Origin of the sequence: Raineya orbicola (genome assembly GCF_002843425.1) — a bacterium.
Taxonomy (GTDB): domain Bacteria; phylum Bacteroidota; class Bacteroidia; order Cytophagales; family Thermonemataceae; genus Raineya; species Raineya orbicola.
Map to the genome: position 1 here is coordinate 46,196 of NZ_NKXO01000015.1, position 18,812 is coordinate 65,007.

At 36.7% G+C, this 18,812-nt stretch carries 19 protein-coding genes; 9 read left to right on the forward strand and 10 right to left on the reverse strand.

All coding sequences use genetic code 11. The features are described 5' to 3' along the window. Positions 1-59 precede the first annotated feature (59 nt). From Rain11_RS05910 to Rain11_RS05930, 5 genes are all read right to left on the reverse strand, one after another. Positions 60-533, reverse strand: coding sequence for a hypothetical protein (locus Rain11_RS05910; RefSeq protein WP_101358421.1), 474 nt, complete (start codon positions 531-533; stop codon positions 60-62). Next, complete coding sequence (locus Rain11_RS05915) at positions 530-1,285, reverse strand: PDDEXK family nuclease (protein ID WP_101358422.1); 756 nt, start codon at positions 1,283-1,285, stop codon at positions 530-532. The genes Rain11_RS05910 and Rain11_RS05915 overlap by 4 nt, the downstream gene beginning before the upstream one ends. Beyond that, positions 1,278-2,030, reverse strand: a complete 753-nt coding sequence (locus Rain11_RS05920; RefSeq protein ID WP_207764424.1) for a DNA-methyltransferase — start codon at positions 2,028-2,030, stop codon at positions 1,278-1,280. Before Rain11_RS05920 ends, Rain11_RS05915 begins: the two co-directional genes overlap by 8 nt. A gap of 72 nt (positions 2,031-2,102) precedes the next feature. After that, positions 2,103-4,298, reverse strand: a complete 2,196-nt coding sequence (gene recQ / locus Rain11_RS05925; RefSeq protein WP_101358424.1) for a DNA helicase RecQ — start codon at positions 4,296-4,298, stop codon at positions 2,103-2,105. Between the two features lie 184 nt (positions 4,299-4,482). Next, entirely contained in the window at positions 4,483-5,937 is a 1,455-nt protein-coding gene (locus Rain11_RS05930; protein WP_101358425.1) for an amidohydrolase family protein, read from the reverse strand. Positions 5,938-6,015: 78 nt separating this feature from the next. On the opposite strand from Rain11_RS05930, the gene Rain11_RS05935 reads away from it, so the two are divergent. From Rain11_RS05935 to Rain11_RS05970, 8 genes are all read left to right on the forward strand, one after another. After that, on the forward strand, positions 6,016-6,687 hold the full coding sequence (locus Rain11_RS05935) for a hypothetical protein (protein ID WP_101358426.1): 672 nt from the start codon (positions 6,016-6,018) through the stop codon (positions 6,685-6,687). Beyond that, positions 6,684-7,526, forward strand: coding sequence for a DNA-methyltransferase (locus tag Rain11_RS05940; RefSeq protein WP_101358427.1), 843 nt, complete (start codon positions 6,684-6,686; stop codon positions 7,524-7,526). The genes Rain11_RS05935 and Rain11_RS05940 overlap by 4 nt, the downstream gene beginning before the upstream one ends. A 2-nt stretch (positions 7,527-7,528) precedes the next feature. Then, positions 7,529-8,323 (forward strand): thymidylate synthase, encoded by a 795-nt coding sequence (locus Rain11_RS05945; protein WP_101358428.1) that lies wholly within the window; start codon positions 7,529-7,531, stop codon positions 8,321-8,323. Positions 8,324-8,340: 17 nt separating this feature from the next. Beyond that, the gene (gene aroC / locus Rain11_RS05950) at positions 8,341-9,429 is read left to right on the forward strand and encodes a chorismate synthase (protein WP_101358429.1); all 1,089 of its coding nucleotides are present in this window, start codon (positions 8,341-8,343) and stop codon (positions 9,427-9,429) included. An 86-nt stretch (positions 9,430-9,515) separates the two neighbouring features. Next, positions 9,516-9,851, forward strand: a complete 336-nt coding sequence (locus Rain11_RS05955; protein WP_101358430.1) for an STAS domain-containing protein — start codon at positions 9,516-9,518, stop codon at positions 9,849-9,851. Between the two features lie 130 nt (positions 9,852-9,981). After that, positions 9,982-10,431, forward strand: coding sequence for an ATP-binding protein (locus Rain11_RS05960; protein ID WP_101358431.1), 450 nt, complete (start codon positions 9,982-9,984; stop codon positions 10,429-10,431). Continuing rightward, positions 10,424-10,834 (forward strand): DUF423 domain-containing protein, encoded by a 411-nt coding sequence (locus Rain11_RS05965; RefSeq protein WP_101358432.1) that lies wholly within the window; start codon positions 10,424-10,426, stop codon positions 10,832-10,834. Before Rain11_RS05960 ends, Rain11_RS05965 begins: the two co-directional genes overlap by 8 nt. A gap of 93 nt (positions 10,835-10,927) precedes the next feature. Next, positions 10,928-13,006 carry a ComEC/Rec2 family competence protein gene (locus tag Rain11_RS05970; protein WP_101358433.1) on the forward strand — a complete coding sequence of 693 codons (2,079 nt, stop codon included), beginning with the start codon at positions 10,928-10,930 and terminating at the stop codon, positions 13,004-13,006. A gap of 2 nt (positions 13,007-13,008) precedes the next feature. Here Rain11_RS05970 and Rain11_RS05975 read toward each other — a convergent pair whose 3' ends face one another. The 5 genes from Rain11_RS05975 to Rain11_RS05995 all read right to left on the reverse strand — a co-directional run bounded on the left by Rain11_RS05975 (position 13,009) and on the right by Rain11_RS05995 (position 17,541). Further along, on the reverse strand, positions 13,009-14,019 hold the full coding sequence (locus tag Rain11_RS05975; RefSeq protein WP_101358434.1) for an Rpn family recombination-promoting nuclease/putative transposase: 1,011 nt from the start codon (positions 14,017-14,019) through the stop codon (positions 13,009-13,011). A 73-nt stretch (positions 14,020-14,092) separates the two neighbouring features. After that, a complete protein-coding gene (odhB, locus tag Rain11_RS05980) occupies positions 14,093-15,637 on the reverse strand; it encodes a 2-oxoglutarate dehydrogenase complex dihydrolipoyllysine-residue succinyltransferase (RefSeq protein WP_101358450.1) in 1,545 nt (514 codons plus the stop codon). Positions 15,638-15,769: 132 nt separating this feature from the next. Beyond that, positions 15,770-16,633 carry a sigma-70 family RNA polymerase sigma factor gene (locus tag Rain11_RS05985; protein WP_101358435.1) on the reverse strand — a complete coding sequence of 288 codons (864 nt, stop codon included), beginning with the start codon at positions 16,631-16,633 and terminating at the stop codon, positions 15,770-15,772. 182 nt (positions 16,634-16,815) lie between these two features. Continuing rightward, positions 16,816-17,301, reverse strand: coding sequence for a 5-(carboxyamino)imidazole ribonucleotide mutase (gene purE / locus Rain11_RS05990; protein ID WP_101358436.1), 486 nt, complete (start codon positions 17,299-17,301; stop codon positions 16,816-16,818). A 33-nt stretch (positions 17,302-17,334) separates the two neighbouring features. After that, positions 17,335-17,541, reverse strand: a complete 207-nt coding sequence (locus Rain11_RS05995) for a DUF4834 family protein (protein WP_101358437.1) — start codon at positions 17,539-17,541, stop codon at positions 17,335-17,337. A gap of 71 nt (positions 17,542-17,612) precedes the next feature. On the opposite strand from Rain11_RS05995, the gene Rain11_RS06000 reads away from it, so the two are divergent. Beyond that, positions 17,613-18,812 carry an ABC transporter permease family protein gene (locus tag Rain11_RS06000; RefSeq protein WP_101358438.1) on the forward strand — a complete coding sequence of 400 codons (1,200 nt, stop codon included), beginning with the start codon at positions 17,613-17,615 and terminating at the stop codon, positions 18,810-18,812.

Sequence of the window (18,812 nt, forward strand, 5' to 3'; positions counted from 1 at the left end):
AAAAAAGCTATAAAAAACTTACAAAGAACGCAAAAGAGCAAAAAATGTTTAAGAGGTTTTTACTGAAACATTTGGGTCATAGTCTGCCAGATGAGATTTTTGTAAATTTTTTGAGTTTCTATTTCTTGAAGAGAATGAGTTAAAAGTACCCACACACCTTTCCATTTTTGCCAAGAATATTTTTCTACTTGCAGACCTATATTTTTAGCGGTATTTTCACCAAAAACTACTACATATTTTACTTTTGTACTTGAAAAATCCCAGTAAATATGTCTTTTTTCAGGGAAAGTGAGTATTTCTTTTTCTACGTTTTCTATGGAAGGTGAGTTTTTTTGTTTTTCGGCTAATGCTTTGAGCATACTATCCAAAACCTTCTGATTTTTTGCGTTTTGTGTATTTGTATCAACTTCTGTCTCAAACAAAAAAAGTATTTCAGCTTCACAATTAGCCAGTAAAGCTGAAATAGAAGCATCATATTCAGGTACTACGAATATCGGTGTATCAAAAAAAAGTGCTATTTCTTGCAAATTCATTGTGAAGTATTTTCCAAAAATAATTCTGCGGGATTTATTTTAAATTGTAACATATTAGCTGTTTTTCTGCCAGCATCTCCTCCTTTTCTCTGCATTGTAATTCTACCTATTCTAAAACTTCCACCTGGGGTAATTAAAATTTCCCCATTACCGAAGAAGTTCAAGCAAAAATTCATAGGTCTAAGTATCCACCGAGCATTCAAGTTTATTTTCTGAGCTACTAACATCCATTCAGCGGCGAATTTACCTCTACCTTTGAGTATATCGGTGATAATCATTGCTTGGTTGGCTTTTAACCATTCTAAAATGCTTTTTTGCTCATCTATGCTAAACTCATCTGCAAACATTCTTCTTTTATCTCTTAAATTAGATTTACCCATTTGCAATTCTCCTGTAAAATATTTTAAGAGTATGACTATTTCATTAGGAATATGCCACAAATCCGCATAATAATCAACCCAGTGTTTATCTATCTGGTTAAATCCTCTTACATTACTTACAAGTTTTACCTGAATATTTTGAACATCTAAAGCTTTTTGAAGCCGAATGCGTACTTGTACCTGTACATCTGTTTTATATCCATATATTTTAATAGCTTCCACCCATTCAATTTCATCTAACTTATAATTCATTATTTTTAACCATTCTCGGGCTTCTGCATCGTATTGCCATTGATTGAATTTTTTGATAATATCATCTTCGTTTCTAAAACCATCCTTTGCTATCTTTGAACCTGTAATAAAATCAGCCATTATTACAAAGATTAAATAAATTTAGAGTATTTTCCAATCTTTTTTCTGCAATCTGTACATATTCTGTCGAAATTTCAGACCCTATCCATCTTCTATTCATAGCCCTTGCCACCTTAGCAGTAGTACCACTACCCATAAAAGGGTCATAGACCAAATCACCTTCATTTGTCCAAGTATAGATTTGGTCATAAACAAGTTGTTCAGGAAAAATAGCGGGGTGTTGATAAGCAACTTTATCTTTGGTAGAAATACCCCCACCAATGGAATAAAAAAACACATTTCCCACTTTTTTTTCAGAGGTTCTTAAAATCTGTTTGTATTCAAGTGAGCCATTTTTCCCCCTATTTTTCATATTAGCAATACCGTTGTATTTAGTAGGCTCAGTAATTGGATTGAAAGTTATAGGCGTATCTTTAGAAAAAGCAAACATATATTCAAAATGCTGGTGGTATCTTTTGCCCGTTTGAGGCATAGGATTATTCTTGTAGTAAATCATCGTATCGTGAATACGAAAGCCTACTTGTTCCTTAAAAAATAACGCCTGCTTGAAAGATGTGCCTGTTTCACTTCCTTCTATTGTAGCATCAGCTACTACCCAAATCATTACTCCTCCTTTTTTCAGTACTCTAAATAGCTCTTGGGCTATTTTTTCAAATTCAAATTGATAGCCATTATAGTTCCTAATATCATCATAAGGCGGGGAGGTAATAATAAAATCTACAAATTCATCGGACATTCTTTTCATTGTATCAAGGCAATTTTCACAATATATCCGATTTAGCTCCATTTTGATACAATTTTTAGCAAAAGTGTGATGTTAATTCCCCACTTCCGAAATAAATTTAATTCTCATCAGACGGATTTCTTCTTCGGTGAAATCATCATCAGCAAGGTCACGAATAGCGGCTTGAATATCGTCAATTTCACTATTCATAAAATAATCATAAAGCTCTTGCTGACGTTCTTTTTCTATCACCTGATTGATGTAATAATCTAAATTTAGCTTTGTTCCTGAGTCGCAGATATGCTCAATCTCATTCAAAAGTTCCTCAAAAGTAAGGTCTTTGGCTTCTGCAATTTCCTCCAAATCTACTTTTCTATCAATTTGCTGAATGATAAAAATCTTGGTTTTAGACTTATTTACGGTAGATTTAACTACCACATCGGAGGCAGTCTCAATTTCATTTTCCTCCACATATTTTACAATGGCTTCCAAGAAAGGTTTGCCAAATTTTTGTACTTTTCCCATACCCACGCCATTTACTTTGGCAAGTTCTTCTTCGGTAGTGGGATAAGTCGTAGCCATTTCTTCTAAAGAGGGGTCTTGAAAAATAACGTAAGGCGGTAAATTTTTCTCTTTGGCAATGCGTTTGCGTAGATTTTTGAGCAAGTCAAAAAGAACCTCATCATAGGCTTTGCCCGAAGTTTGCGGCACGGTTTCTTGTTCAGTTTCTTCGCCTTCTTCGGGATTGCTGAAGTCGTAATCTTTGGTAAGCGTAATAGCGTGAGAATTTTTTAGGAATTTTTCACCTTTGGGGGTAATTTTCAAAACGCCAAAGTTATCAATATCTTTCTTGACGTAATCAAAAATCAGGATATGGCGAAGCAAAGAAAGCCAGTTAGTATCAGGAAAATCTTGTCCCTTACCGAATACTTCCAGTTTATCGTGCTGATAGCTTTTTACATATTCATTAGAAACCCCCATCAGTACATCGGCAATGTGTTTTGCTCCAAAACGCTCTTCTGTCTGTTTGATAGCCTTCAAAGCTAAAAGCACTTGTTCTTCTGCCTCGTATTTTTTATGAGGATGCGAACAATTATCACACTGACCACAATTATTAGGCTTAAATTCCTCTCCAAAGTAGTGCAATAGTTGTTTCACCCTACACACCGAGCATTCTGCATACTCGGCTATTTCTTGCAAGAGGTGGCGAGCATTATCTCTTTCAGTTACGCTTTTATCTTTGTTGAACTTTTCTAACTTGTAAATATCTTCTTTATCAAAAAGCATCAGGCAATGCCCTTGCAAGCCATCTCTGCCTGCTCTACCTGTTTCCTGATAGTAGCCTTCTAATGATTTGGGAGCATCATAATGCACAACAAAACGCACATCAGGCTTATCTATGCCCATTCCGAAGGCAATGGTAGCCACAATTACATCAACATCTTCATTAAGGAATGCGTCTTGGTTTTTCATTCTCACCTCTGCCTCCAAACCTGCGTGATAAGGCAATGCCTTCACATCATTGACCGTCAGGAGTTCAGCGATTTCTTCTACGGTTTTTCGGCTCAAACAATAAATAATACCCGATTCGCCTTTGTGTTGTTTTACAAAGCGAATAAGTTGTTTTTTGGGATCTCTTTTGGGCTTTACTTCGTAAAAAAGATTAGGTCGGTGGAAAGAGGAAATAAAGACTTTGGCATCTTCCATTTGCAGGTTTTTCTGAATGTCCTGCTGAACTTTGGGGGTAGCCGTAGCTGTGAGAGCAATGATGGGTAGGTTTTTATTCAAATTATCTACAATACCACGAATTTTTCGGTATTCGGGGCGGAAGTCGTGTCCCCATTCAGAAATGCAGTGAGCCTCGTCAATTGCTACAAAAGAAAGTTTGGCTTTTTTCAGAAATTCTAAATTATCTTCTTTCGTGAGTGATTCGGGAGCTACATAAAGCATTTTTACTTTGCCACTCAATACATCTTTTTTGACTTTGGTCATTTCTGATTTGCTCAATGTAGAATTCAGAAATCGGGCATCTATTCCAAAAGCTGTGAGTTGGTCGGTTTGGTTTTTCATCAAGGCTATGAGTGGCGAAATGATAATAGCCGTGCCGTCCATAATCACCGCAGGCAACTGATAACAAAGCGATTTCCCCGCCCCCGTAGGCATAATCACAAAAGTATGATTACCCGCCATTAAGTTCTTGATAATAGGCTCTTGTGTGCCTCTAAATTGGCTATAGCCAAAAACCTCCTTTAATTTCTCCTTCAAATTCATCTCTTGTGCATTTTGCATTACCTTCTGATATTTTTATCAACCGAATTTAATAAAAAATATTGCTTTTTTCAAAATAGTTTTTGTAATTTTTTCAGAGTAAAAACTTCAAACTCCAAATTTTCAAAGTTTTAGGGTTGCGAAGGTATAAAATATTTTACTTTTGGCAAGCAAGGCGTAAGAAATTTAACAATTTTACAGAAAATTAGTACCTAATTGGCTTGCCATTAGATTTTACCAGTTTCCCATTCTGATAAGCAATTTCCCCATTGACAATTACACACTCAATCCCTTCTGAAAACTGATTGGGGTTTGCTACGGTGGCTTTACCCCTGATATTTTGGGCATCAAAAATAGTAATATCTGCCCAGAAATCATCTTGCAATTTGGCTCTATCTTTCATAGCAGGCTGAATGAGTTTGGCAGGTCTATCAATGAGGCGTTCAAGAGCTTGTTCAAGGCTCATACCTATATTTAGGCAATGCCGAATAGCCGTAGCGGCAAAGCCTGCTCCTCGTGGGTGAGAATTGGCTCGAGGCTCTTTCTCTATGCCTCCATCAGAGCCAAACATACAAAAATCTGTCTGTAAAGCTAAATTGATAGTTTTTTCAAAAGGCATTGTGCCTTCGGGAACTGCTACCAAAAGCCCTGGACGTTTGCGATAGATAGGAAAACTTTGTACTGTAATTTTTTCACCACTTCCAACAATTTGTAAATCTTCATAAGTAATGCCGTAACGCTTTTGCCAATCTCCACTGAATCGTTCTGAAATCAAGTAAGTCGCCCAAAAACTATATGGATACACACAGCAAGTAATTTTAGCTCCTTTGGCATTGGCATCATTGATTAAATCTAATGCCTTTGCCATATTGAACGTACCTCCCGTAGAGTTGATATGGTCTATATGAATTTGACAACCCGTTTCTTGGGCTATGCGTATGGCTTCTTTTACTCCATCTAACTCTTTTTCTTTAGACGAGTACCGTAAATGTAAGAAGTAAGGTCTTTCATATTTTTTAGCAATTTCAGCGTATTTTTTTAACTCCTCATAACTTGTATCAGGTTGATATTCGGGACTATGAGCCATTGCTAAAGCTCCTTCTTTTAGCCCCTGCTCTGCCATTTCATAACGTTTTGCAAGCGAAGCATATTTTAACCGCAAACGCATTACAAACACACTTACGCCATAATTTACTCTGTGAGGGAGTTTATCAAAATAATCGTGAAATTTTTTAGGAAATTCTGCTCCGCCGTGCATCTGAAACACGGTTGTCAAGCCATCAGTAACTTTGTATTTTTCAAAGATAGCGTAGGTTTGTTCAGGATTATTAGCGTTATCCGCTAAAATATCAATAAAACCTGGGCTGACAATTTTCCCTACGGCATCAATTTCCTGTTCGGCTTGTAAGGGTTCTTTTGAAATTTTAAGTTTTCCATTAAAATCAATCCCTATAAAATAGCCTTCCACTAACTTTTGATTGATATAGGCTTTACCATTCTTGATAACAATCTTAAAATCGGCTTTGGCTCTTCTTTTGCCCATTTGCACTTGCCTTTTGCTATCTTGCTGATTTTCAGCCAAACAGCTTGGAGCCAATAGCAAACCTGCCGAACCTATACACAAATCTTTGAGAGCCTTGCGGCGAGTGAGTTTTTTCATTGCCTTGTAATTTCAAAACTTTGGCAAGATAAGTTTTTTTGAAAAAAAATGTATCTTTGAGGCAAACTAGAATATACAATGAATCAAGAATTAGCAAAAGCCCTAAAATTATACGCAACTCGAAGTCATCAAGAATTTAGCCACTACTTACTGGGTAACTCCAAAGACACCTTAATTGCCTTGTTTGCTGATTTACTTACAATGTACATCAACGATAAAAATTCCTCAAGCATACGAGAATTTCTAACGGTTACTATCGCTGGCTTCGAACATAGTGAAGGAAAAATAGGGTTCAATGGCTTCAAGCAAAATTCTATTATTGGTGGCAAGCCCATATATTGCGAAGCTAAACCACAAAATATTCATTCCACCGATTTTCATAAACAAAAAAATAAAAAAAAACTTAATGGCGGAGGGAATTTTACAGATTATACCTGGGCAAGATTTGAAAAAGATAAAAAGGAAAACCCCTATTTGCTTACGAGTGGTTTTGTAGATGGAAAGTTATTATACATCCTTTCTTTTCCATTTCAAACACCTACTTTTCTGCTTTTTTTAGAAGAACAACTTCAAAAACACTTCCCAAATGGAGATGAAAAAAATAAATATCTACGAAGTTGTCGTTTTAACTACAAAAACTACCTGCAAGATAAATCTTGCCGAGTAATTTATTTAGCAGAAAACGAAGTTTTAGAGCATTTCAAAGCATTTTTTGATAGAAAATTTTACACTCAACTTATAGAGAAATGAAAAATCAGTTCATTTGTGGAGATGCCTTGCTTATATTGAAACAACTACCTGATAGTAGTGTAGATATGGGTGTAACCTCTCCTCCATACAACAAACAAGAAAATAAAAAAGGTTGGCTTGTAGAAAATGTAAAATATGACTCGGCTACTGATAAAAAAGATGAAACGCTTTATCAAAAAGAACAAATTGAAGTTTTGAATGAACTTTACAGAGTGATTAAACCTGGGGGAAGTTTCTTTTACAATCATAAAATTCGTTGGGAAAAAGGAGTTATGCTTCACCCCATTCAGTGGCTTTCGCAAACGCAATGGAATATCAGGCAAGAAATTGTGTGGGACCGAATGATTGCCGCCAACATACGAGGTTGGCGTTTTTGGCAAGTAGATGAACGTATTTACTGGCTTTATAAACCCAAAAACAATAAAGATTTAATTGGCGAGGAATTACTTTCCAAGCACGCCTTACTCACTTCTATTTGGCGTTTCAGCCCTGAACAGAAAGTTGAACATCCCGCCCCTTTTCCTCTTGCTTTACCTGTGCGTTGTATTTATGCTATACTCAACGAAAAAGAAGGAACCGTAATTGACCCCTACTGCGGAAGTGGGACTACTTGCGTTGCAAGCAAATTATTAGGTAAAAACTTTATAGGAATTGATATTTCGCAAGAATATTTGAAAATAGCCCAAAAAAGGCTGGAAAATTACCTGCAAGAAGAAAAAGTAATGCTGGAAGAACTAACAAAACATATTGTCAGAAAGACTTTTCAAGAAAGAAAGAAAGAAGGTTATTGGGATAAAAGATTGCAGAAAAAAGAAGTTCAAACTAAACTATTTGAATAATTATGCAAACCTATCACGATTTACTCCGATATATTTTAGAGAAAGGTATTCAGAAATCAGACCGCACAGGTACAGGTACTTTGAGTATTTTTGGGTATCAGATGAGATTTAATCTGCAAGAAGGTTTCCCACTTGTTACGACCAAAAAACTTCACGTCAAATCTATTATTCACGAGCTTTTATGGTTTCTGAAAGGCGATACGAATATCCGTTACCTGAAAGAAAACGGCGTAACCATCTGGGACGAATGGGCTGATGAAAATGGCGAACTCGGTCCTGTTTATGGCAAACAATGGCGTAGTTGGCAAACTCGCGATGGCAAAAGTATAGACCAAATTGCAGAAGCTATTCACCAAATCAAGCACAATCCTGATAGTCGTAGAATAATTGTTTCGGCGTGGAATGTGGAGGATTTACCCAAAATGAAACTTATGCCTTGCCACGCTTTGTTTCAATTTTACGTAGCCGAAGGCAAACTCTCTTGCCAACTTTATCAACGTTCTGCTGATGTTTTCTTGGGAGTACCTTTCAATATTGCCTCTTATGCCCTGCTTACAATGATGATAGCCCAAGTCTGCGATTTAGAACCTTACGAATTTATTTGGACAGGCGGCGATACGCATTTGTACCTCAACCATATTGAGCAGGCTAAACTGCAACTTACTCGCATTCCAAGACCGCTTCCTACTATGCGGCTCAATCCTGCTGTGAAAGATATTTTTGCTTTCCGCTATGAAGATTTTACGTTAGAAAACTACGACCCCTACCCTGCTATTAAAGCAGAAGTAAGTGTATAGGCTAAAATAACCTCGCAATGGCTAATAGCTATGGTAATTTGTTTCGTATAACTACTTTCGGTGAGTCGCACGGGCTTGCAGTGGGCGTAGTGATAGATGGCTGTCCTGCGGGAATTGAAATTGACCTCAATTTCATTCAAAAGGAATTGGACAGACGCCGCCCTGGGCAATCAGCTATTGTTACTCAACGCAAAGAAAGCGACCAAATTCAAATTCTTTCAGGCGTTTTTGAAGGCAAAAGTACAGGTTCGCCTATTGCTATGCTCGTTTGGAACGAAAATGCCAAAAGCAAAGACTATACGCATTTAGCAGAGGCTTTTCGTCCTTCTCACGCCGATTTTACTTATCAAATGAAATATGGCATTAGAGATTATCGTGGCGGGGGCAGAAGTTCGGCAAGAGAAACCCTTGCCCGAGTAGCCGCAGGGGCAGTTGCAAAACTCTTTCTTAAAAGATTAGGTATTGAAATTCAGGCTTATACCTCACAAATTGGAGAACTTATTTTACAAAAATCTTATCAAGAGTTGGATTTGAGCCAAGTAGAAAATAACGAAGTTCGCTGTCCTGATAACGAAATGGCTCAAAAAATGATAGCTTACATCAAAGAAATTCGCAAGCAAGGTGATACCATTGGCGGTGTAATTACTTGTGTATGCAAAAATGTGCCTGTGGGCTTGGGCGAACCTGTTTTTGATAAGTTGCACGCCGAACTCGGCAAAGCAATGCTTTCTATCAATGCCGTAAAAGGTTTTGAATATGGCAGCGGCTTTGAAGGCGTAAAAATGAAAGGTTCGGAGCATAATGATCTTTTTTACAAAGAAAATGATAAAATTCGCACCAAAACTAACTTCTCAGGAGGCATACAAGGCGGTATTTCTAATGGAGAAGATATTTATTTCCGAGTAGCTTTCAAGCCTGTGGCAACAATTATGCAAAACCAAGAAAGCATCAATTTACAAGGTGAAAACATAGAAATTACAGGCAAAGGCAGACACGACCCTTGTGTAGTACCACGTGCCGTGCCTATTGTAGAGGCTATGGCGGCTATTGTACTAATAGACTTTTATTTAATTCATAAAGCACTTAATAACAAGTATTTACAATAAAATTTGCAAACTTTTTACAAAAAAATAACCTACTTTTTGAGCCAAAATGTAACTTTGTGTAAGTTCTGCACGTAATTTAATAAAAAATGAACCTAACCGCTGAACATCAAGCCAATGTTTATTTACTGCACGTAGAGGGTGATTTAGATGCCTCTTCTTCTATTATTTTAGATAATGCAATGCAAGAAGCTATTCAACGCAATGAAAAAGCCATTATAGTAAATTGTGAAAAATTGAATTATATTTCATCGGCAGGTTTGGGGGTATTTATGTCTCATCTTTCAGATTTGGAAGAAAAAAACATATTTTTTGCTCTTTGCTCTATGAATGAAAAAGTGAAAAATGTTTTTGATATTTTAGGACTTGGCGAACTCATAAAATATTATCCTAACCAAGATTTAGCCTTGCAAGCTGTGAAGTAATTATTTTTTGAATATTAAAGCCTATATGGCAATAACTGAAAGCCTGTTGAAGTTCAACGATTGAGGTTAGAAGGTTGAAGTTGAGCCCTTGAACAACCCCAACCTAAGAGCTTTTAACCCCTAAACTTGTATGAAATACAACATTAGTATAAAAGCAGAAAAGAAAAATCTCAAAAAAGTACGTACTTTTTTAGAAAATATTTTTGCCCAAATGCAAGTCCCCGAAGTAGAAAGAAACCAACTGATTTTAGTCGTTGATGAAATACTTGCCAATCTTATCATTCATTCTGCCAAAAGTGATATGCAAAAAGATATTGATATTTCCCTCTCTGAAAATGCAGGTGAAGTAACTTTTGAAATTTATGACTATAATTCTCCCTATTTTGACCTCACCCAACACGAAGATGCCAATCTGCAAGACCTCAAAAAGCAAAAACGCAAAGGTGGTATGGGGCTGACGCTGGTCAAAAATATTATGGACGAAGTGGAAGTGTCTTATGAAGACAATACCAATATTTGGCGGTTACAGAAAAAGTTACCATTCTTAATCTTAAAAAAATCAAAAAACACTTATGAGTAGGAAACTGCAATTTCAAATTATTGGCATTTTGGGCGGTACAGCAGTAGCTTTGGGGGCTTTTGGCTCTCACGGCTTCAAGGAAATACTTGTTCAAAACGGCTATACCGAAGTGTTTCAAACTGCCAATCGTTATCATTTTTATCATATCTTTGCCCTTGCTCTGATTTCAGTTTTGCCTCAAAATAAAATTACGCGAGTCGCATTTTGGTGTTTTTTGGTAGGTATTCTAATTTTTTCGGGTTCTTTATATGTACTTGCCCTCACGCAAATCAAAGTATTAGGAGCTATCACCCCCGTAGGAGGAATAGCTTTCATCATAGGTTGGTTGTTGGTAGGACTTAGCATAAAAGATGCACCTAATTATGCTCTTGCTTCTCTTTCAAAAGATAAGCTTCAAAGTTAAAACTTTTGACTACCAGCTTCTCTTTGAATACAAACACAACAAATTTTGTTTTTTTTCTTAATTTCTATATCTTGAAAGGCAAATATCTGTTTTATGCAGAGTTTGCCTTCTTTTGTTAAATTTCTTTTGCCTTTTGCCACAGGCATTTTGATAGGCTATTTTTCGCAATGGTATCACATCGCTTTGGTGGGAATTATCTTTGTTCTTGCTTTGATTTATATTGCTTTGTGGAAATTTTTGCCTAAACATTTACGTTTTAGATTTTCACCTTGGCAAAGTTTTTTAGGATACTTGATTTTACTGCTTGCAGGAATTACGATTGTTTATATTCGTAACCAAGCAAATCTACCTCATCACATCTTAAACCAAAAGGAAAATTTTACGTATTTTAAGGCACGTGTTATTTCAGAAATACAAGAAAAATCTAAAAGTTATCATTTTGTGGCGGAAATTACTGAAATTTACACAGATAGCCTTTGGCTGAAAGCTATTGACAAAATCAATGTTTTTTTAGAAAAAACTGAACATAAACCTGAATTTGGTGATATTTTTATCGCCAAAAATAAGCTACAACTTATTCCTGAACCGCTGAATGAAGCTCAATTCAATTACAGAGTATTTCTTTCCCTGAAAAATATTTATCATCAGCAATACCTCAAAAAAAATGAAATAGCTTGGGTGAGTAAAGAAATCGCTTGGTACGAATATTTTGAGAATTGGGCTATCCAAATTCGTACTTATTGCGATGCTGTATTTGCCCAAAATATTTCAAAAGAGCAAGAATACAGCATTGCAGCGGCTTTGGTCTTGGGTATCAAACATCATTTAGACGAAGATTTGAAACAAGCCTATACGAATGCAGGTGTTACGCACGTGCTGGCGGTTTCGGGTATGCACGTAGGTATCCTTTTTGGCTTGATGAACGTATTTTTAGGCTTTTTGCGTAAGAAAAATCAAAGCAAGATTATTTACATATTGCTGATGCTACTGATACTATGGCTTTATGCCCTCATAACAGGCTTTTCGGGGTCAGTACTTCGTGCTACGATGATGTTCTCACTGATTACCATCGCTCAAAATCTCCATCGCAATACCAACATCTACAACACAATGGCTGCATCAGCATTTTTGTTATTCCTTTATGACCCTTTTCTCTTGATAGATGTAGGTTTCCAACTTTCGTATTTAGCTGTTTTGAGCATTGTATATTTTTACCCTAAAATTTATTCTCTTTACGAACCTACTCATAGATTTACCCACTTTCTGTGGCAAACTACTTGTGTTTCTGTTGCGGCACAGATTTTCACATTACCTGTGAGTTTGTATCATTTTCACCAATATCCTACCTATGGAATAATCGCAAGTATATTACTCGTTCCAATCGGGGAAGTAGTCCTAATTTTAGGGATAGCCTTACTTTCAACTTCTTTTTTGCCTTATTTACCTACAATAATTGGGTATATTTTAGAAAAAAGTATATGGCTTTGCAATAAAATTGTATTCGGTGTAGAAAATTTAGACTATGCGACGACCTGCTTGGTGTTAGATGCTCCACAGGCAATTGCTCTAACACTTGCCATTTTGCTAATAATAGCTTTTTTTGAAACAAAAAAATTTGCTTTTCTCGTTTTAGGGGTGATTTCGTATGCTTTTTTGAGCTTTTCTTTTGTTTGGGAGAATTTACAGCAATACAATCAACGGGTTTTTGTGGTGTATGCTATTCCAAAATCTTGGGCATTTAGCCTGACAGAAGGATTTAGGTCGCAAATCTGGTCAGATACCTCGCTTTCAATAGGCAGACTTAATTTCAATACCAAAAATCTTTTAGATAAACTCGGCACAAAAGAAAAATTGTATCAGAAAAGTCCCAAATTACACAATTTTGGTAATTGGCAATTTTGGCACTATGCAGGAAAAAATTTTGTTTTCTTACAAAATAAAATCACTAAAAATGATTGGGTGAAAATCAATGCTTTGCCCGAGGTAAATTTCTGTATTATTCAGAGGAATGCCATTAAAGATTTAAGCAAGTTTCGGAAAGCACCCCAAATGCTCATTATTGACGGCTCAAATAGCAGGTACATAGCCCAAAAGATTACTCTACAAGCCCAAAAAAAACAAATTCAAGTGCATAATGTTTTTGAAAAAGGCAGTTTCAGGATAAACTTGTAAAATCAACTTACTTCTTTTCGTAATGCTTCTATTTCGTTTTTTCCCAAACCTGTAACCTGAATGATAATTTCATCATCAAATCCTAATTTTATCAGGTTTTTGGCAGTAGAAAGTTTTGCTTCTTTTATACCTTCTTTTATACCTTCCTTTATACCTTCTTCAATACCTTCTTTTTTTCCTACTTTTTTCCCTTCCTCACGACCTTCTTGCAAACCTTCTTCTCTTGCTTTTTTGATAGACTCAACCACATAAGAAATTTGGTCTAACCAAAATTTTTGTTGCGAGTCATAATACATACGTTCTTGCTCATCAAGGTACATAGCTTTTAGGCGTAAATCCGCTTTTTGAATTTCACGAATTTCTGCTAATTCTTGAGGCAATTGCTGTGTTTTGAATTTATAGGCGTTATTCAGAAAAGCTATCCAACGTTCCAAAGTGCTTCTCACACCTGTAAGTTCATCTTTGAACTTACGAAGTTCTATGAAATAAAGGTCTAAGTAGTCCAAATCCTCACTGGTTTCATTGGTATCACCATCTTTGAGTGTAAAATAACGCTTATATCTTTCGTCATTGAAAAAATTAAAGTCCATCAAACTTATGACTATACATTTTTTCAAACCTGAGTAGCCCAACTTACCTTCTCGTTCAAGTTGAGATAAGCGTTCCATTTCTTCAAGTTGTTTATCGGCGGTAGGTATTTCGTTGATATAATCCAGTTGCGAGCCGTACATTTTTGCCCAATAGAAAAGCACCCTTTTTCCGTAAAATTTGCTTGAACGAATTTGCATTTCAATATCAAAGAGCCTGCCATCAACACTTTCTGCTTTAATGTCTAAAATAGAAAGTTTGCCTTCTATGTAATCGGCAAAGTTGTAAGGATTTTTCAGAGTTATATCTGCTACTTGTTGATGAGGAGGCAAGATAGCATTTATCAAAGACATCAAAATGTCTTTGTTCTCCTCTGAACCAAAAAGTTTTTTGAACACTAAATCAACTTTGGGATTGAGTATCATAGTTAGAAGTTTTTACAAATATACATCTTTCCTGCCAAACAAAAAAAGGCAACCGAAGTCGCCTTTACATTTTTTACACTTGTAATAACATTCTTTCAGGTTCTTCTAAGAGTTGTTTTACTCGTACAAGGAAGCTCACCGAATCTCTACCATCAATGATGCGGTGGTCATAAGAAAGAGCTAAATACATCATTGGTAAGATTTTCACTTCTCCATTTACCGCCATAGGACGCTCCACAATGTTGTGCATACCCAAAATAGCCGATTGTGGGGCATTGATAATGGGCGTACTCATCATAGAGCCAAAAACACCGCCATTAGTAATGGTAAAAGTACCGCCTGTCATTTCAGGAATGGTAAGTTTGCCCTCACGAGCTTTGGCAGCCAAACGAGCTATCTCACGCTCAATATCTGCAAGACTCATTTGTTCTACATTTCGTAGTACAGGTACTACCAAACCTTTATCCGTAGAAACTGCTACTGAAATATCTACAAAATTGTGATATACAATATAATCGCCATTTACTTGGGCATTGATAACAGGAAACTCCAAAAGAGCCGTAGCACAAGCCTTCGCAAAAAACGACATAAAGCCCAGCCCTATTCCGTGTTTTTCTTTGAATTTATCTTTGTATTTGGCACGTAAGTCCATAATGGGCTTCATATTAGCCTCATTGAAGGTCGTGAGCATTGCCGTTTCATTTTTCACGGCAACGAGCCTCTTGGCTATGGTTTTACGTAAAGAGGTCATTTTTTCCTCTTTTTGCTCACGCAAACCTTTTACTTCACTGATAGTAGAAACCTCTGTTTTTTCTTTTTCAACTTTCACTTCTGCCATAGGTTTAGTTTCTTTCTTTTCGGCTTTTAAGGCATCTTCTTTGGTAATTCTGCCTCCTACGCCCGTACCTTTCACATCGGTAGGGTCAATGCCTTTTTCTGCTAAAATTTTAGAAGCAGAAATAGAAGGGTGTCCTTTTGCGTAACTATCAACTTTTTCAGAACTTGAAGAGGTAGTTGTTTCTGATGCTTTTAAGGTAGTAGTATCAGACATACTTACTGCTTCAGTAACTTCAATTTTGCAAATTTCATCTCCTATTTTGAGCGTAGCTCCCGATTGAGCTGTAATGTGTAAAATACCTGTTGCTTCGGCAGTTAATTCAAAAGTAGCTTTGTCTGATTCAATTTCGGCAAGCACTTCGTCCATTTTTACAAAATCGCCCTCTTTTTTGAGCCAATTGCCCAATGTAACTTCGGTAATAGACTCGCCCAAAGGTTTTACTTTCATTATTATTACATCTCCCTTATTCGTATTCGACGAAGCACTTGGAGTAGATTTATTTGTGTCGTTGTTGATGCTTGTATGAGTAGAAATTTGAGCGGCTTCGGTTTGTATTTTACAAAGCACCGCCCCAATGGGTAAAGTAGTACCTTCGGTAGCCACTATTTCAAGAATACCTGCTTTTTCAGCGGTTATATCAAAACTAGCTTTATCTGATTCCAACACACCAATCACCTCATCTAATTCTACGCGGTCGCCTGTTTTCTTAGACCACGAACCCACCGTAACTTCGGTAATAGATTCGCCCAAAGCGGGAACTTTTTGCTCAATGATTGCCATAACAAGTTGAGTTTTTATTTTGCCCTGCAATATAACAACATTTTGCGTGAAAAAAAGATTTTTTCAAGGGGTTTTTTGTGAAAAAATAAAAGCCTTCTTTCGGAAGGCTTTTCACAATTCTTTGAGTAATTCTTATCCCAAATAAGGTTTGAGAGCCTTACTGCGTGAAGTATGACGCAAACGGCGAATAGCCTTTTCTTTAATCTGACGCACACGCTCCCGTGTAAGATTAAATTTTTCGCCAATTTCTTCTAATGTAAGAGCATTTTCCCCGTTCAAACCAAAATAAAGCGTTACGACATCTGCCTCGCGAGGTGTGAGCGTAGATAAAGCTCTCTGAATTTCTTTGCGTAGTGAGTCATTTATCAGACCTGTATCAGGGCTTTCTTCACCATCATTTTCTAAAACATCTAAAAGGCTATTTTCTTCGCCTTGCACAAAGGGGGCATCCATAGAAACGTGCCTACCCGAAATTTTCAGCGTATCTACTACTTCCGAAGTAGCCACTTCTAAAACTTCGGCAAGCTCTTCGGGAGAGGGTTCTCTTTCAAATTTTTGCTCTAATTCAGAGAAAGTTTTAGAAATCTTGTTGAGCGAACCTACCCTATTCAAAGGTAAGCGAACAATACGCGATTGCTCGGCAAGAGCCTGCAAAATGGATTGTCTAATCCACCAAACAGCATAGGAAATAAATTTGAAACCTCGCGTTTCATCAAAACGTTGGGCGGCTTTGATAAGCCCCAAATTTCCCTCGTTGATGAGGTCGCCCAAGGAAAGTCCTTGATTTTGATACTGCTTGGCAACCGATACCACAAAACGCAAATTCGCCTTAGTAAGTTTTTCCAAAGCCAAGCGGTCGCCTTCTCGGATACGTTTGGCAAGCTCTACTTCCTCATCAGGCGTAAGCAAATCTACCTTTCCAATTTCTTGGAGGTATTTGTCCAAAGATTGACTTTCGCGATTAGTAATTTGTTTGCTAATCTTGAGCTGTCTCATTTTTTAACGTAGTTTGGTTAAAACATAAAAAAACAGATACACGGAAATTGCTTTCACAATTTCTGTGATTTCTGCCTATAAGCATTGAAATAACAAAGTGCAAGGTAAATTAGTTTCAAAACTGCAAAATAATAACAAAAAAATCTAAAAAGCAAAAATTTTTGCGTTTTTATTCCAAATTTTTAACCTTTCAAACTTTCAATCTGTTTGTGAATTTTCTCTTTCAAACTTTCTTTGAAAGTAATGAGCTTTTGATAAATTTTTTCATCGGAAGTAGCTAAAATTTCTGTTGCTAAAATACCTGCATTTTTCGCACCATTCAAAGCCACGGTTGCCACAGGCACACCTGCGGGCATTTGTAAAATAGAAAGCACAGAGTCCCAACCGTCAATAGAATTTGAGGACTTAATAGGTACGCCAATTACAGGCAAAGCCGTAAGCGAAGCCACCATACCCGGCAAATGTGCCGCCCCACCTGCCCCCGCAATAATCACCCGCAAGCCTCGCTGATAGGCAGTTTTTGCATATTCAAACATTCTTTCAGGAGTGCGATGTGCCGAAACGATGGTAAGTTCGTAAGGTATCTGCATTTCCGAAAGAAAATCCGCCGCCTCTTGCATAATAGGCAAATCGGATTGGCTTCCCATAATAATTCCAACCTGCATCATAACTGAAATGAGTTTTTAGTTTCAAAAATACTTTCACTTCACTTCCTCAAAATCTACGTATTCGCCTTCATCTTTGATTTTACGCCTATTTTTTTCTGAAACAATATGTTCGTGAGTGATATGTATATGAACTTTTTTGGTTTCGCCTCCTAAATGATAACGAAGCCAAGCAAAAATAAGCCTCCAAAAGCGTAAAAACAAATACACCAAAACTATTAGAAGCAAAATTCTTTTCCACATATATCCCTATGATTTGAGCAAAATTTGCCAAAGATACAAAATTTTTCTAAAATTGCATTTTCAAAACCACTATGACTGCTACCGCTAGCAAAAAAATTCATTCTGCTCTGCAAAAAATTTTCCGAACAGAAAAAAGTCAGAAACAACTTTTTTTCGCAGGAATTGGCTTTTTATTGGGCTTTGTCCTGATGATTGTCTCGCTTTATGTATATTTACAAATACGCAAAACTTTCAGCAATGAAACCAACTTGCCTAACTACATTATTTTAAGCAAAGAAGTAACAATTTTGAATGTTTTGGGGGCATCTCGTTTCTCTAAAACCGAATTAGAAGAACTTCGCAAGCAACCTTTTACTGAAAAATTAGGTGTTTTTCAGTCAGGAAATTTCAAAGTATGGGCGTATGGAAACGACTTTATTCAATTTCAGACGGAACTTTTTTTTGAAGCAGTCGCCGATGAATTTTTGATGAAACTCCCTCCCAAGTGGAACTGGACTCCTGAAAGCAAATATGTGCCTGTCATTATTCCCAAAGATTTTGTTGACCAATACAATTTTGTGTATGCCCCTTCGCAAGGATTGCCCCTGCTTAGCGAAAGTATTTTACCCACTTTACCCACCATTCAGGCACGCATATACACAAACAGAGGTGAAAGAATTGTGAATTTGCGTATTGCAGGTTTTGAAGAGCGTATTCCGTCTATTTTAGTTCCCGAAAGTTTTTTGAAATGGGCTAATGAAACCATTGGCAACAAAGACGCTACCTCCGACCCTGCACGCATTGTTCTGAAAGTGAAAAACCCCGCCAACCCCGAACTTGCTCAATATTTGAAAGAAAAAAACTATCAAGTAAGCAAAGAAAAAACGCTTATCAGTCAGATTGCGGGACAAGTGGTAGAAGTTGTCGGAGCAATTGGAATTTTAGGCATTGCCTTTGTACTGCTTTCGGTAGTAATTATTACGCTGACTTTCAAGTTAATTTTGAGCGAAGCCAAAAATGAAATTGCTTTGCTTTTGCAGTTAGGTTATACGCATAAAGTTTTAGCAAACTATCTGATTAGCAGTTTTTTGCGTTTTATACTTGGTTTTGGTGTGCTGGGAATAGTTATGGCAAATGTCTTAATTTTTGCATTTTACAGCTTTATGCAACAAAGAGGCGTAACCTATTTTTCTGATTTTGAACCTTGGGTTATTCTGTTTGAAATCTTGTTCCTTGCTATTACTATTTTCTATAATATTTGGAATATTCGTAGAATGGTGAGTTATTTATAA

What these genes read in the sequence shown, in the direction of transcription:
- Rain11_RS05910 (WP_101358421.1), bottom strand. Translation starts at nt 533, where the DNA reads ATGAATTTGCAAGAAATAGCACTTTTTTTTGATACACCGATATTCGTA.
- Rain11_RS05915 (WP_101358422.1), bottom strand. Translation starts at nt 1,285, where the DNA reads ATGGCTGATTTTATTACAGGTTCAAAGATAGCAAAGGATGGTTTTAGA.
- Rain11_RS05920 (WP_207764424.1), bottom strand. Translation starts at nt 2,030, where the DNA reads ATGAAAAGAATGTCCGATGAATTTGTAGATTTTATTATTACCTCCCCG.
- recQ (WP_101358424.1), bottom strand. Translation starts at nt 4,298, where the DNA reads ATGCAAAATGCACAAGAGATGAATTTGAAGGAGAAATTAAAGGAGGTT.
- Rain11_RS05930 (WP_101358425.1), bottom strand. Translation starts at nt 5,937, where the DNA reads ATGAAAAAACTCACTCGCCGCAAGGCTCTCAAAGATTTGTGTATAGGT.
- Rain11_RS05935 (WP_101358426.1), top strand. Translation starts at nt 6,016, where the DNA reads ATGAATCAAGAATTAGCAAAAGCCCTAAAATTATACGCAACTCGAAGT.
- Rain11_RS05940 (WP_101358427.1), top strand. Translation starts at nt 6,684, where the DNA reads ATGAAAAATCAGTTCATTTGTGGAGATGCCTTGCTTATATTGAAACAA.
- Rain11_RS05945 (WP_101358428.1), top strand. Translation starts at nt 7,529, where the DNA reads ATGCAAACCTATCACGATTTACTCCGATATATTTTAGAGAAAGGTATT.
- aroC (WP_101358429.1), top strand. Translation starts at nt 8,341, where the DNA reads ATGGCTAATAGCTATGGTAATTTGTTTCGTATAACTACTTTCGGTGAG.
- Rain11_RS05955 (WP_101358430.1), top strand. Translation starts at nt 9,516, where the DNA reads ATGAACCTAACCGCTGAACATCAAGCCAATGTTTATTTACTGCACGTA.
- Rain11_RS05960 (WP_101358431.1), top strand. Translation starts at nt 9,982, where the DNA reads ATGAAATACAACATTAGTATAAAAGCAGAAAAGAAAAATCTCAAAAAA.
- Rain11_RS05965 (WP_101358432.1), top strand. Translation starts at nt 10,424, where the DNA reads ATGAGTAGGAAACTGCAATTTCAAATTATTGGCATTTTGGGCGGTACA.
- Rain11_RS05970 (WP_101358433.1), top strand. Translation starts at nt 10,928, where the DNA reads ATGCAGAGTTTGCCTTCTTTTGTTAAATTTCTTTTGCCTTTTGCCACA.
- Rain11_RS05975 (WP_101358434.1), bottom strand. Translation starts at nt 14,019, where the DNA reads ATGATACTCAATCCCAAAGTTGATTTAGTGTTCAAAAAACTTTTTGGT.
- odhB (WP_101358450.1), bottom strand. Translation starts at nt 15,637, where the DNA reads ATGGCAATCATTGAGCAAAAAGTTCCCGCTTTGGGCGAATCTATTACC.
- Rain11_RS05985 (WP_101358435.1), bottom strand. Translation starts at nt 16,633, where the DNA reads ATGAGACAGCTCAAGATTAGCAAACAAATTACTAATCGCGAAAGTCAA.
- purE (WP_101358436.1), bottom strand. Translation starts at nt 17,301, where the DNA reads ATGATGCAGGTTGGAATTATTATGGGAAGCCAATCCGATTTGCCTATT.
- Rain11_RS05995 (WP_101358437.1), bottom strand. Translation starts at nt 17,541, where the DNA reads ATGTGGAAAAGAATTTTGCTTCTAATAGTTTTGGTGTATTTGTTTTTA.
- Rain11_RS06000 (WP_101358438.1), top strand. Translation starts at nt 17,613, where the DNA reads ATGACTGCTACCGCTAGCAAAAAAATTCATTCTGCTCTGCAAAAAATT.